This window comes from Moritella sp. Urea-trap-13, from assembly GCF_002836355.1.
GTDB lineage: Bacteria > Pseudomonadota > Gammaproteobacteria > Enterobacterales > Moritellaceae > Moritella.
The window spans coordinates 15,670-29,346 of record NZ_PJCA01000031.1; the positions used below are offsets into that span (position 1 = coordinate 15,670).

Sequence of the window (13,677 nt, forward strand, 5' to 3'; positions counted from 1 at the left end):
CAGATGAATTTATTTCCACGAGACTTCTTATGGGGCGGCGCTATTGCTGCAAACCAAACCGAAGGCGCATTTCAGCAAGACGGTAAAGGCTTATCAACAGCGGACTTATTGCCTAATGGTATATTGAGCCAGCATCAAGAAAGTGCTGATAAAACCCCTGGCATTAAAGATCTTGCTATCGATTTTTACAATCGCTATCCACAAGACATTCAATTATTTAAAGAGATGGGTTTTACTTGTTTAAGACTGTCGATTGCGTGGACGCGTATATTTCCCAACGGCGATGAAAGCCAACCTAATGAAGCGGGTCTGGCTTATTATGATGGTATTTTTGATGAGTTAGCCAAGCACGATATTAAACCTTTTGTCACTTTATCGCATTATGAAATGCCTGTCGGTCTCGTTGAAGGTTATGGCGGCTGGGCAGACCGTAAGCTGATCGGCTTTTTTGAACGCTATGCGACAACTGTATTCGAACGTTACAAAAATAAAGTAAAACTATGGCTGACCTTTAATGAAATCAACATGTCGTTACATGCGCCGTATACTGGTGTTGGTTTACCTGAAGCTGCTGATGAACAGGCAATTTATCAAGCTATTCATCATCAACTCCTAGCCAGTGCCAAAGCGGTGACCTTGTGTAAACAAATCATCCCAGATGCGCAAATCGGTAATATGTTATTGGGCGCGCTTAATTATCCTTATACTTGTAACCCTGACGATGTGATGGCAGCCGTCCATGAGAATAACAAATGGCTATTCTTTGGTGACGTGCAAACCCGTGGTCGCTACCCTGGTTATATGTTGCGTTATTTCAGAGACAATAATATTGAAGTGGTGATGAAAGAGGGCGATTTAGAGACACTTGCCAATGCCAGTGTTGATTTTATCTCGTTTAGTTATTACGCCAGTGGCTGTGCGAGTGCTGATCCTAAGCAGAAAGAAGTCGGTAATATTGTTGCTAGTGTGCCGAATCCTTATTTAGAAAAAAGTCAGTGGGGCTGGTTAATCGACCCGAAAGGTTTACGGATATTATTGAATTTCTTGCATGACAGATATCAAAAGCCGTTATTCATTGTTGAGAATGGCTTAGGTGCCCGTGACGAAGTGACTGAGGATGGCGAGATCATAGATGATTATCGCATCCAATATTTGAATGATCACCTTGTGCAGGCCAGAGAGGCGATTTTAGACGGTGTTGAACTGATGGGATTCACCAGTTGGGGGCCGATTGATTTAGTGGCTAACTCCACCGCTGAGATGGATAAGCGTTATGGCTTCATTTATGTTGACCGTCGTGACGATGGCAGTGGCACTTTAGAGCGCACCCGTAAAGAAAGTTTTTTCTGGTATCGCGATGTAATTCAAACACGTGGCGCGTCGCTTACCGTTTAAGATCTACGGTTGTAAGATCTAATTGTTGTAACACCTTACTTGCGCTCATGGATAATGGGCGTATATTTTATAGCAATCAGCTATTAGCAGTCAGTTATAAATTATTCGCTATCAACTAGCAATTACGTATTTCTATACAAGTGAGGTTCTTATGCCTGCAATCCATACAGACTTTGTGAACTACAAATCAACCCCTGTTTTTACCTCAGATAATATCCCGAAGATGTTCCTACATTTGCATAATACCCGTGCGGGTGTTTATGGACAGATCAATGTGCTTAGCGGTGAGCTTAAATTTTATGGTTTTACCGAAAGACGTGGCGCGATTGAACAAGAGATCGTGATTAAACAAGGTGAAATAGCGGTATCACCTCCTGAGTATTGGCACAAAGTCGAATTTATGACGGATGATACCAGCTTTCGTGTTGATTTTTATGCTCAGCAAGATTCGGATATTGTTGCTGAAAATCGCTCTGAGCGTAACGATTAAAGGAAAGCGTCAATGCCAGTTTTAAAACCAAAATTATATTATGTTTATGATCCTATGTGTTCGTGGTGTTGGGGTTATAAACCGGTGTGGAATCAAATTAAACAAGCCGTTACTGATGATGTTGAGATTATTTATGTATTGGGTGGTTTAGCACCGGATACAGACGAACCTATGCCAGAAATGATGCAGGCACAAATAGCCTCTCACTGGAAAAAAATTGAGAACTTCCTTGGCAGTAAATTTAACTATGAATTTTGGACTGATAATACCCCTCGACGTGCTACTTATCCTGCCTGTCGCGCTATTGTTGCCGCGCGAGCACAAGACGCCGAACAAGCGATGTTAGATGCGATTCAAGTTGCTTATTATACGCAAGCTAAAAACCCCAGTGATAACTCTGTGCTGGTGGCTTTAGCAAAAAATATTGGTTTGGATATACCTCAATTCGAAACAGATTTGTTGGCGCTAAAAACCCATCAAGCATTATTAACTGAAATTAGATTTGCCCGTTCGATAGGTGGCAGTAGTTTTCCTTCTCTATTTGTAGTGCGAGAGGGTAAGCAGGTTGAAATACCCGTAGATTATAAAGATGCGGAAGTGACGATAGAATTGATAAGAAGTGTTATTTGAAATATTTTAACGATTTTTAAAGATAAAAAAAATCAGCCTGACAATTTTAAGCAAGTATCGCTTATAAAGTCAGGCTGATTTTTGTAGGTTAATAGCTTTGTAAGGCTAATAGCTTTATAAAATTAATAGCCTATTACGCTTGTGCTAGTTCTTTCTCAGCAGCTAAAGCTAACGCTTCTTGTGCGTGAGTCATCTTAATCGCAGCCATAGGCCCTGTTACCAGAGTGATAGCTATTAAGAATGATACTGGCACTGCAGTGATAACAATGAATGATTGCAATGCATTCAAACCACCGTCACCTGCAAGCAATAATACCGCCGCAACACAGCCCATGATCACTGCCCAGAATACGCGATGTTTACGATCCGGTTCGTTATCACCTGATACCACCATAGCAATTGAATAAGCCATCGAGTCACCAGTCGTCACGACAAACGTGGTTGTCAGTACCAAGAATGCAGGTAACAAGAGCCAGCTTAATGGTAATTGCTGTAATGTTGCTAGCAATACCGCAGGCAAGCCCGCTTCAGCTAATGGTCCAGAAATAATCCCAGGCGTCTGTAGCTCAAAGAAGATACCTGTGCCACCGAGTGCTGCGAACCAGAAGTTTGTTGCAATCGGTGCGCCAACGGCAACAGCCAATACCAACTCACGAATAGTACGACCTTCAGAGATACGCGCAATGAAAATAGCCATCATAGGTGCAAAACCAATGAACCAACCCCAGAAGAACCAAGTCCACCAAACATTCCAACCTGGATTGTCGTTAGTGATACTCATGGTTGGCATGTCTTGCAAGTAAACTGCAAAAGCACGACCAAATTGTTCAAAGATGAATTGTGTTGGACCTAATACTAAGATTGCGAGCAGCAATGCAAATGCACCGATAACGTTTAAGCGGCTAAGCCACTGTAAACCTTTATCCATACCTGATGCCGCTGATGCCGCGCAAATAAACACTACCACAGCTAAAATCATCAGCTGAGAGTTCATGTCGTTTTTAAGGCCTGTTAGCACTTCAAGGCTGTAGCCCATTTGTGATGCTAAAAAGCCAATAGGACCAATAGTACCAGCGGCTACGGCGATAATTGAACAAGCGTCAATTACAGCACCAAACCAATGGTTTTCTAAACGGTTACCAACGATAGGGAAAAGTAACGCTCGTGGGCGTAGCTTAATTCCGTGATGGTGATGCGCATGCATCAACACAATCGTTGCGAGGGTACCCAGTACAGACCAGGCGAGAAAGCCCCAATGCAAAAAGCTTTGGCTTAGTGCTGGAACTACGGCTTCAACAGTCGACCCTGTAATGTCAGGATAGCTTGCTGATGGCGTAATGAAATGATAAATCGGTTCGGCTGCAGACCAGAAAACACCACCACCTGCTAAAAGCGTACACATGATCATTGCTAACCAGCGGAAGGTGCCTATTTCGGGTTTGGTTTTCATGCCCATACGAGTTTTACCGTAACGGGTTGCTGCGATGCATAATGCAACTGCAAAGTTTGCTACCATTAGCCATTGCCAAAAGTAACCAAATTGTTCAGCAGCAGCTGAAAATAAGTTTTGAATTAAGGTTGTGAAACGAGGAAGGTCAATGATCGCAGCTAATAAGAATAGGCTAATGAAGCCAATCGTTAATGCTGGAACCAATTTGTCGCTTTTGCGACGCTCTGAGGTAGTCGTTGTTACGGGTACATCTTCGCCAATCTGGCATGCATTTACTTGCATAAAATTCTCACTAAGGGGTGAGGGGCGAGATAATACCGACATTGGCGTGATTTTCCAGTTTTATCTACCTCCTTAGATTAGCCGTCTGGTTTGTTATCTTATATCCTTGTATTTACATGATATTTAAATTTTATTCATAATCAGTTAGTTACGTTATTAATTACCCCACAAGTATTAATGTGATATTTATCACGGTTATTTTTTCGACACTTTTCACCATTGTTCACTTATTGACCACTGCTGGTCAATAGCTGATAGGCATCGAAATAGAAGCTATTCGGGGTTATTGGTATTTAACTTGTCACAATTAGCTTCGATTAATATACTTAGTAGCCTAACTATTATTTATGGAGTGTAGCGTTATTAAATATCTTTGGATGTTAACTTTTGCAGTGGTAATAGTGTGGTCTGGTATTGAGCCTAAAGATCAGTTTACTTGGTTCCTTGAAGTTGTACCGGCTATTATCGGTGCTGTTGTTCTCGCGCTCACTTACCGGTCTTTCAAGCTAACTTCACTATTGTACTTTTTCATTTTAGCGCATTGTATTGTGCTGATGATAGGCGGTCATTATACCTATTCCGAAGTACCTTTCTTTGATGGCCTATTTGGTGCTGAACGTAATAACTACGATAAAGTCGGGCATTTCTTCCAAGGATTTGTACCAGCATTGATTGCCAGAGAATTGTTTATTCGTAAAAATGTCGTTAATGGTGCGCGCTGGCGAGTATTATTTATCATCTCTGTGAGTTTAGCCTTTAGCGCATTCTACGAGCTGATTGAGTGGTGGGTGGCATTAGCGACGGGTGAAGATGCGGAAGCATTCTTAGGTACCCAAGGTTATATATGGGATACCCAATCAGATATGGGACTGGCGCTGATCGGTGCTATTTGCTCGGTAATATTGTTAGCCAAACCGCATGATAGACAATTAAATGCTATTGATAATTCAAGGCTATAAATAGCATGCGACTGGGTTTACATTAATGGCAACGTTATATTTAAACCCAGCCCTTTATTTGCGATTCAAAAAAGAAGCTTCTTGGATCACTAACACTGAGATCTATGTCATCGAGCTTAGCGCTCAAACCAGCTATATCAGATAAATAAATACAACTTCTGCCTAAATCTACCATCTTTTCTTTTTCGAGCTGCTTGATTGCTTCATTAACACGTTGACGTGCAATACCTGTTATACGACTAATCTGTTGTTGCGATATCATTATTTTAGGTATTTCACCTTGTAACTTCTGCTTGTTTGTTGCGATTTCAAGTAGCAGATAAATAACGCGCGATAAGGTATTTGCACTCATTATTATTTGTGCTTGTAACCATTTCGCTTTTACATCAAACGACATGCCGTGAAACCATTTGTATATTTCGACATTATTTTCGGCGATACGCTGTAGCTGGCTATTTTTAAAATGGACGATAGATACTGGATCTATCTGGCTTATAAAGAATGGCGTATAGTCAGATTCACCTTCCTCAAATCCACCAAACCAACTGCCTTTACCGACAATGACGCTGTTAACTGTTTTCAGATTTGGTGTTTGTAAGCAAATTGCCACGGTACCTTCAAGAATGAAACTAATACCTTGATGGGCAATATCGGATCCTTCGAGTTCGCTTGTTGTTAGATTCTTTTTTACCTGTGCAATTGATGTCAGTTGCGTCATTAGTTCTGGAGATAGTTTTGTGGTCCAGTTTATGGATTTGGCTAATGCTGAATCAATCAAAAGGTGTTTCCTTTATGGTGGTTTATTTTTTTGATAAATAGATAATTAAAAAACGGCATATTTATAAAATATATTAGCGCAAATATACAACAAATGTCCTATATCGAACAGTACAAGACTACCCAAGGTTATATTCTCTTCGTTTAATCGTTTACGGCGTGCATGTCTAGATTCGTTGTGTAATTAATGGGCAAGTAATCGTTGAGTCTAAGCCTTAAGGTTAAAAGCTAAATTGGATGAGATTGGAGAGAGTAAATGTGCAAATATAGGTAGCGGTGGTTATATCGAGACTAGTGTCGGAGGGAAACAAAGTGTCGATGTTACCGTAGATAAAATGTAAAAATTCGCAGACAATCTTTAACGGTTAACCGTTAATTTAGAGTCAAGCCTGCGAATCTATTTATAATTTATTTATAGTGCAAGGTCCTGAATTTATAAACTCGGAAGCATGTCAGTAGCAACAAGCTTGTTGTGGCTAGCTTCGAGAATAAGCTGATTAGCTTTAGCAATATCGGGCGCAAAATAACGGTCTTTATCGTAGAACGTCACGCGTTCGCGTAATTCTGCTTTCGCTTGTTCAACTAAAGGCGACGATTTTAGTGGTGCTCTGAAATCTAACCCTTGCGCCGCTGACAACAATTCAACCGCTAAGATACCACGGGTGTTTTCTGCCATGTCTTTTAAACGACGGCCAGCAAAGGTTGCCATAGATACGTGATCTTCTTGGTTCGCAGATGTCGGTAAGCTATCAACTGACGCTGGGTGCGCTAATGATTTATTCTCACTGGCCAAAGCTGCCGCGGTGACTTGCGCGATCATGAAACCAGAGTTAACGCCGCCATTGTCCACTAAGAAGGGTGGTAATTTACTTAAGCTGCTATCAATTAGTAGTGCCATACGACGTTCAGACAAACTGCCTATTTCTGCAATCGCTAACGCAAGGTTATCACTGGCCATGGCGATAGGTTCTGCATGGAAGTTACCGGCTGAAATAATGTCACCATCATCAGCAAAAACCAAAGGGTTATCCGATACTGAATTGGCTTCGACTTCAAATGTTTCTGCAGAATTACGTATCTGTTGTAAACAAGCGCCCATCACTTGTGGCTGACAACGCAGCGAGTAAGGGTCTTGGACTTTCTCACAGGCAGTATGAGAATTACCAATCTCACTACTAAAACCAAGAATATGGCGATACATAGTCGCCGAATCCATTTGCGTGCGATGACCACGAACACGATGTACACGTGGATCAAACGGACGACGGCTGCCTAACGCGGCTTCGACTGTCATTGCGCCACATAAGGTGGCCGAAGCAAATAGATCCTCAGCGGCAAATAAGCCTTCCAGACCAAATGCTGTCGATGCTTGGGTGCCGTTTAACAGCGCCAAGCCTTCTTTAGGTGCTAGGGTGATTTTTTGCATACCGGCGATGACTAATGCTTCTTCACCTGTGATGATTTTACCTTGATGACGCGCTTCACCTTCACCCAACAACACAGTGCTCATGTGAGCAAGTGGCGCAAGATCGCCGGATGCGCCTACAGAACCTTTTTTCGGCACGCAAGGGTATACTTCGGCATTAACTAACTGCATTAATGCTTCGATTACTGATAAACGTATACCTGAGAAACCACGTGCTAGGCTGTTAATTTTCAGCACCATCATCAAGCGTACGGTTTCATCATTCATTAATTCGCCGATACCAGCCGCGTGGGATAACACGATACTACGTTGCAGGGTTTCTAAATCTTCAGGCGCAATGCGGGTGTTAGCCAGTAAGCCAAAGCCAGTATTGATACCATAAGCAACGCGGTTTTCGGCAATCACGTCGTTAACGACTTTAGTGCTGGCGTGGATATCTTCGTGGCAGCTAGGATCAAGTGATACCTGTACTGGTGCACGGCTGATTTGACGAAGTTGTGCCAGCGTTAATAACCCTGGTTTAATTGTTAGTTGGTACATGTTTATTTCTCCAAGATTATTTATTATGATTATTACTGTTATTAGCTGTATCAAGCATAGGTAGGTCTAAATTCTGTTCTTTAGCACAGGTTTTGGCAAGGTCATAACCCGCATCAGCATGACGCATCACGCCTGTTGCCGGATCGTTACGTAGTACACGGCTAATACGTTGATGCGCATCTTCAGTACCGTCACAAAGCACGACCATACCGGAATGTTGAGAGAAGCCCATGCCAACGCCGCCGCCATGATGTAGTGAAACCCACGTTGCACCACTGGCTGTATTAAGCAGGGCGTTTAACAGTGGCCAATCCGATACAGCATCCGAACCATCCATCATGCCTTCGGTTTCGCGATTAGGGCTGGCAACAGAGCCGGAATCGAGGTGGTCACGACCAATTACAATCGGTGCTTTTAGTTCGCCATTTTTAACCATTTCGTTAAAGGCTAATCCCAGACGTTGACGGTCTTTTAGACCAACCCAACAAATACGCGCAGGTAAACCTTGGAACTGAATACGCTCACGTGCCATGTCTAACCAGTTATGCAGTTGTGGATTATCGGGGATCAGCTCTTTTACTTTCTGATCGGTTTTGTAGATATCTTCTGGATCGCCAGACAATGCCACCCAACGGAAAGGACCAATGCCTTCACAAAATAAAGGACGTATATAGGCTGGAACGAAACCTGGGAAATCAAACGCATTCTCTACGCCTTCTTCCATAGCCATTTGACGAATGTTATTACCGTAATCAACCGTTGCTGAACCTGCTTTTTGTAGGTCTAACATGGCTTGCACTTGAATTGCCATTGACTGTTTAGCAGCTTTAACAACGGCTGCTTCATCTTCTTTACGCATTGCTGCAGCGTGTGCCATTGTCCAACCTTGTGGCAAGTAGCCATTCAGTGGATCATGTGCTGATGTTTGGTCGGTAGTACAATCGGGCACGACACCGCGTTTGACTAATTCTGGGAAGATATCAGCGGCATTACCTAATAAGCCAATAGAAGTTGGTTTGCCACTTTTGATTGCATCATCAAGTAGCGCTAATGCTTCATCAAGCGTGGTGGCTTTCTTATCGACATAGCCTGTGCGTAAACGGTAGTCGATACGCGATTCATCACATTCAACGGCGATCATAGAAAAACCAGCCATAGTCGCTGCAAGCGGTTGCGCGCCGCCCATGCCGCCTAAGCCGCCAGTTAATACCCAACGACCTTGGGCTTTACCATCGAAATGCTGTTTTGCCATGGCCACGAATGTTTCGTAAGTACCTTGAACAATGCCTTGAGAACCGATGTAGATCCAAGAACCTGCGGTCATTTGTCCGTACATCATCAAGCCGGCTTTATCTAGCTTGTTGAAGTGTTCCCAGTTAGCCCAATGTGGTACTAGATTTGAGTTAGCAATTAATACGCGCGGTGCGTTGCTGTGGGTTTGGAATACGCCTACTGGTTTACCGGACTGTACTAATAAGGTTTCATCATCTTCTAAACGCTTAAGTACTTCGACGATCTTGTCGTAACATTCCCAATCACGCGCGGCGCGGCCGATACCACCGTAGACAACCAATGAATGCGGGTGTTCGGCAACATCAGGATGTAGGTTGTTCATTAACATGCGTAATGGCGCTTCGGTTTGCCACGACTTGGTATTCAGCTTTGTGCCGTGCGGGGCAATGATAGTACGAGATGTATCTAAACGTTTATCAGTCATTGGGATTTCCTTTTCACTTTAATTTGTTTGGTATTTTAATTAATGAGCAATTCAGTTTTTATCTGGTTTGCTATGTAAGCTTGAGCTATTTAACTGTGAACATAGCGCGGGAGATATCCCACGTTAGTCGCGCTGCAAGCCTTGCTGTTTGATTGTCTATATCGAAATTAGGGTTGTATTCGGCTAGGTCTGCCACTAATAACTTGGCTTGACCTGCGCTGTTTGTCGCATTAAAGATGGGTTGCAATAAAGCTTCGACGCTTTCAAGAGATATGCCTCGCGCTGCGGGTGCACTGACACCGGGCGCAGTGCATGCCGAGAACACATCAATGTCGATGGTCAAGTACAGATAATCGACCTTATTTATAAATGTATTTAGCTCACTGATTCGTTCAGCAAGGTAATAAGAGGCCAGCTGGTGGTCTTCGCGATAATGTACGCCTAGCTCATCTGCTAGTGTAAATAGCGCTTGGGTATTGCTGGCGCGACTGACACCAAGGCAGGCGTAGTTAAATTCCCAGCCTAATTGTTGGCAGTGTTTGGCTATTTGATTAAAAGGCGTGCCAGAGCTGGTCGGGAATGCTTTATCGTCTGCTGAATAGGTGCGTAAATCAAAATGGGCATCAAAGTTGATAATACCAACTTTCGGTTTAGTTACATTGGCTTTGTTAACGCTTGTGCTTTGGAAGTGCTGATTAACTGTTTGTAAGTGCTGAGAAAGTCCTTGGAATGTGCCCCAAGCGATCTCGTGTCCGCCGCCTAATACGATGACTTTGTTCTGTTTGTTCAGTGCGGCTTCAACATGTTTCGCCAGTTCTTGTTGGCTACGAGCTAAATCAGTATCGTTGCAATAGATATTGCCGCCATCAATAAAGGTTGATGTATTTTTATTAGTCGTCATCGCAGCTGGATTGTCATGATGCCACGCCATATTGGCTAACGCTTTACGGATCACATCTGGTGCTTGTACTGCGCCAACACGGCCTTTATTACGCTTAACACCTTCATCACAGGCGAAACCGAGTAGCACAACACCATTTTGGCTGTCAGTTGTAAACTGTTCGTCTTTATCTGCTACGAGCACCTTTTGATGAAAACGCATACCAGCTTCGCCGTCTTCAGCGTCAATACGACCTTGCCAGATGTCCGCTTTGGTCGTTTCGTAATTACTTACTGCCGGATAGATAGTCTTAGTCATGACAAAGCGCTCCATTTAAGATGCGTGCGTGCAACCTTGGTGTTCCGATTTCATAGGATAACTGTGCAGGGTGGTCGATATCCCAGATGGCTAAATCAGCATCGTAGCCGACTTTAATTTGGCCGCGAGCATCTTGTAACCCTAATGCACGGGCGGCATGGCAAGTTACGCCTCGCAGTGCTTCTTCCGGCGTTAATCTAAATAAGGTACAGCCCATATTCATCATCATAGTTAATGAGGCAATAGGCGAGGTGCCCGGATTGAAATCGGTTGCTAATGCCATTGGCACGTTATGTTGACGCAACAATTCAATGGGCGGTAACTGGGTTTCTCTTAAAAAGTAAAATGCGCCAGGTAGCAGGGTGGCGACTGTGCCATGTTCAGCCAGTGCTTTCACGCCTTGCTCGTCAAGGTATTCGATATGATCAACCGAGGTCGCGCCCATTTTTGCCGCCAGTTCACTACCGCCTAGATTGCTTAATTGTTCGGTGTGACCTTTGATGCCGAGTCCATAAGATAAGGCCGTTTCGAAAACTGCTTGGGTTTGCGCTAAGTTAAAACCGATACCTTCACAAAACACATCAACTGCATCGACTAGTTTGGCGGCGACAGCTGCCGGAATGATTTCGTCACACACGTAACGGATGTAGCTATCGGCATCGCCTTTATATTCGGGTGGCACAGCGTGAGCTGCGAGCAGGGTAGTTGATACCTTGATATTGGCGTGCTGCTCTAATTGCTTGGCTGCACGTAGCATTTTCAATTCATCTTCCAACGTTAAGCCATAACCTGATTTGATTTCAATCGTTGTGACGCCATCTGCAGTAAGTGCAGAAAGGCGCTTAAGTGCCAGTTCGATTAACTCTGCTTCAGTGGCAGCGCGGGTGGCGTTTACAGTAGAAAGAATGCCACCACCTTGCTTGGCGATTGTTTCATACGGCACGCCTGTTAAGCGTTGCTCAAATTCTTTAGCGCGGTTACCTGCAAATACCAGATGGGTATGACTGTCGATAAGACCCGGAGTGATAAGACGGTTTTGGCAATCGATAACCTGAGTAAACGCGGCTGTTGGGCATTGCTGCATCGCACCAATTTCGACGATCTTACCGTGCTCCATTGCAATGTAACAATGAGGTTGGGTTTGGTAATCGGAATCACTTTGATCCATAGATACAATTGTTGTATTGGTTAGCAATAAACTCATCAGATACTCACGTTGTTAGATTCAAATATAAAGGCACGTTTAAATGTATATACAATTAAATAGACAATTTAAGGATGAAGCGCAAGTTCTAAATCAATTTGTTGTGATCTAGTTGTGGTTTTGTTAATTATTTGAGGTGTTTTTATGATGCGTGTCGATATTGAATCGACACGGTTTGACGGTAATAGCTTAGCGGAATAAGTTGATTTGGCGTTGAATAGGCAGTGCTATATTTCAGTTTTCAGGCTTAGCTTGTATTTATCTGCTGGGTGATAAAGTAGGGCAACACTGATCAAATCTTGCTTGCTCCAAGTGCGACGATTGAGTAACAGACAAGGCTGTAGTGCTGTTAAGTTCAAGTGCTGTTGGATAGACGTGATTGGCATTACCGCTTCAACAGTATGTTCAATCGAGCTTAATGGGCAGTTTTTAGTTAAGTATTCATTGGGTGTCGCTAGGCTGAAGTCTTGCGTGATGTAGTCTGGCGCAAACTGTGGATTGACCCAACGCACTTCTAACTGTAATGCGACATCGTCTTCGTAATGTATGATTTCACTAAAGAAAATTGGCGTATCTATTCTAACGCCCAAGCGCATCGCTATTTCATCATCAGCAGGTATCGTCACCTGACGCAGTATCTTATTACTGTAGGCTTTACCGCGTTGACGGATCTCATCAGCAATATTACGAATATCACTCAGGGATGATTCGACCTTTTTCTGGCATACAAAGGTACCTAGACGCGGGGTTCTTTCTAACAGACCTTGATTGACTAGATCGCGTATGGCTTTATTCACTGTCATCCGACTGACGTTAAACTGTTTGGTTAGCTCTAGTTCTGTTGGGATCTTGTTACCAGGCAGCCAAACATGGGTATTGATTTTTTCAAGGATGAAGTCTTGGATCTGAATATAGCGCGGCGAACTGTTCATAGTGTCTAACCTTGATAACGTCTAATTTTAATAGCAGTGTAATGAAGTAATCAATTAAGCTTAATTGACTATACAAATGATCTATTAGTTGGTGAGAAAATGCAAGTTATTATGTGTTGGTGGTAAAGGACTGAGGGGGGAGTTTGCTTTTAAATGTAGGATCAGAACCGCTTATAACCCTTCGATAAACCAATTTGGCGCCACACGTTTAGTCCACTTTGCAAATTTGGATTTATCGCCGATATAGAAATTCCTGTAGGCACTGACGGCATCGCTATCAACTTTATATTTGTCTGGCATCGCTTGAGGAAACGCAGTTAGACCAATGGCCGGAAATGAATAATGACTAATTTCATTTAGCGTTGCTATTGATTTGTGATCTACTTCTTTATTGTATCGATATTTATATTCTTTATTGAGTGCGAACGTTAATTTTTTAAGCCACAAAAAATTGTCATAAGACTCTTCAACCCATAATACTGAAGGGTGATTTGAATGGGTCGACTTGTAAGGAGTTACGAAGCCTTTTTTATTTAATGCAGTACAGAGTAGTTGTACACTCTCTAAGATCATTTTCACCACATGTTGATCACAGTGGTATTGTGCACACTTTTGAATATTAGTATCTAAAATGAAAATATTCATTAACGCCTCATCTTTCAGCAATGGGTTTATCA

The 13,677-nt window shown here is 42.9% G+C and carries 12 protein-coding genes; 4 read left to right on the forward strand and 8 right to left on the reverse strand.

Annotated features, from left to right (window positions below; translation table 11 throughout):
- Positions 1-3 precede the first annotated feature (3 nt).
- The 3 genes from CXF93_RS08165 to CXF93_RS08175 all read left to right on the forward strand — a co-directional run bounded on the left by CXF93_RS08165 (position 4) and on the right by CXF93_RS08175 (position 2,515).
- A complete protein-coding gene (locus CXF93_RS08165) occupies positions 4-1,395 on the forward strand; it encodes a glycoside hydrolase family 1 protein (RefSeq protein ID WP_101061934.1) in 1,392 nt (463 codons plus the stop codon).
- Positions 1,396-1,546: 151 nt separating this feature from the next.
- The gene (locus tag CXF93_RS08170; RefSeq protein ID WP_101061935.1) at positions 1,547-1,885 is read left to right on the forward strand and encodes a DUF1971 domain-containing protein; all 339 of its coding nucleotides are present in this window, start codon (positions 1,547-1,549) and stop codon (positions 1,883-1,885) included.
- A 12-nt stretch (positions 1,886-1,897) separates the two neighbouring features.
- Entirely contained in the window at positions 1,898-2,515 is a 618-nt protein-coding gene (locus CXF93_RS08175) for a DsbA family protein (RefSeq protein ID WP_101061936.1), read from the forward strand.
- Between the two features lie 133 nt (positions 2,516-2,648).
- On the opposite strand, the gene CXF93_RS08180 is transcribed toward CXF93_RS08175, so the two are convergent.
- A complete protein-coding gene (locus CXF93_RS08180; RefSeq protein WP_101063292.1) occupies positions 2,649-4,247 on the reverse strand; it encodes a BCCT family transporter in 1,599 nt (532 codons plus the stop codon).
- A 377-nt stretch (positions 4,248-4,624) separates the two neighbouring features.
- Between CXF93_RS08180 and CXF93_RS08185 the strand changes: the two genes are divergently transcribed.
- On the forward strand, positions 4,625-5,206 hold the full coding sequence (locus tag CXF93_RS08185; RefSeq protein WP_369832204.1) for a DUF2238 domain-containing protein: 582 nt from the start codon (positions 4,625-4,627) through the stop codon (positions 5,204-5,206).
- A 40-nt stretch (positions 5,207-5,246) separates the two neighbouring features.
- On the opposite strand, the gene CXF93_RS08190 is transcribed toward CXF93_RS08185, so the two are convergent.
- The 7 genes from CXF93_RS08190 to CXF93_RS08220 all read right to left on the reverse strand — a co-directional run bounded on the left by CXF93_RS08190 (position 5,247) and on the right by CXF93_RS08220 (position 13,645).
- Positions 5,247-5,984, reverse strand: coding sequence for a Crp/Fnr family transcriptional regulator (locus tag CXF93_RS08190; RefSeq protein WP_101061937.1), 738 nt, complete (start codon positions 5,982-5,984; stop codon positions 5,247-5,249).
- Between the two features lie 432 nt (positions 5,985-6,416).
- Positions 6,417-7,949: a histidine ammonia-lyase gene (hutH, locus tag CXF93_RS08195; RefSeq protein ID WP_101061938.1), complete on the reverse strand. Its 1,533-nt coding sequence runs from the start codon at positions 7,947-7,949 to the stop codon at positions 6,417-6,419.
- Between the two features lie 16 nt (positions 7,950-7,965).
- Positions 7,966-9,666 carry a urocanate hydratase gene (gene hutU / locus CXF93_RS08200; protein WP_101061939.1) on the reverse strand — a complete coding sequence of 567 codons (1,701 nt, stop codon included), beginning with the start codon at positions 9,664-9,666 and terminating at the stop codon, positions 7,966-7,968.
- Positions 9,667-9,751: 85 nt separating this feature from the next.
- Positions 9,752-10,864 carry a formimidoylglutamase gene (gene hutG / locus CXF93_RS08205; protein WP_101061940.1) on the reverse strand — a complete coding sequence of 371 codons (1,113 nt, stop codon included), beginning with the start codon at positions 10,862-10,864 and terminating at the stop codon, positions 9,752-9,754.
- On the reverse strand, positions 10,857-12,068 hold the full coding sequence (gene hutI, locus CXF93_RS08210) for an imidazolonepropionase (RefSeq protein ID WP_101061941.1): 1,212 nt from the start codon (positions 12,066-12,068) through the stop codon (positions 10,857-10,859). The genes hutG and hutI overlap by 8 nt, the downstream gene beginning before the upstream one ends.
- A gap of 227 nt (positions 12,069-12,295) precedes the next feature.
- Positions 12,296-13,000 (reverse strand): histidine utilization repressor, encoded by a 705-nt coding sequence (hutC, locus tag CXF93_RS08215; protein WP_101061942.1) that lies wholly within the window; start codon positions 12,998-13,000, stop codon positions 12,296-12,298.
- 171 nt (positions 13,001-13,171) lie between these two features.
- On the reverse strand, positions 13,172-13,645 hold the full coding sequence (locus CXF93_RS08220; protein ID WP_101061943.1) for a pyrimidine dimer DNA glycosylase/endonuclease V: 474 nt from the start codon (positions 13,643-13,645) through the stop codon (positions 13,172-13,174).
- Between the last annotated feature and the right edge of the window lie 32 nt (positions 13,646-13,677).

Coding starts and splice junctions, on each gene's coding strand:
- CXF93_RS08220 (WP_101061943.1), bottom strand. CDS start 13,645: ATGAATATTTTCATTTTAGATACTAATATTCAAAAGTGTGCACAATAC.
- hutC (WP_101061942.1), bottom strand. CDS start 13,000: ATGAACAGTTCGCCGCGCTATATTCAGATCCAAGACTTCATCCTTGAA.
- CXF93_RS08170 (WP_101061935.1), top strand. CDS start 1,547: ATGCCTGCAATCCATACAGACTTTGTGAACTACAAATCAACCCCTGTT.
- CXF93_RS08180 (WP_101063292.1), bottom strand. CDS start 4,247: ATGCAAGTAAATGCATGCCAGATTGGCGAAGATGTACCCGTAACAACG.
- CXF93_RS08185 (WP_369832204.1), top strand. CDS start 4,625: ATGTTAACTTTTGCAGTGGTAATAGTGTGGTCTGGTATTGAGCCTAAA.
- CXF93_RS08165 (WP_101061934.1), top strand. CDS start 4: ATGAATTTATTTCCACGAGACTTCTTATGGGGCGGCGCTATTGCTGCA.
- hutU (WP_101061939.1), bottom strand. CDS start 9,666: ATGACTGATAAACGTTTAGATACATCTCGTACTATCATTGCCCCGCAC.
- CXF93_RS08175 (WP_101061936.1), top strand. CDS start 1,898: ATGCCAGTTTTAAAACCAAAATTATATTATGTTTATGATCCTATGTGT.
- hutH (WP_101061938.1), bottom strand. CDS start 7,949: ATGTACCAACTAACAATTAAACCAGGGTTATTAACGCTGGCACAACTT.
- hutI (WP_101061941.1), bottom strand. CDS start 12,068: ATGAGTTTATTGCTAACCAATACAACAATTGTATCTATGGATCAAAGT.
- hutG (WP_101061940.1), bottom strand. CDS start 10,864: ATGACTAAGACTATCTATCCGGCAGTAAGTAATTACGAAACGACCAAA.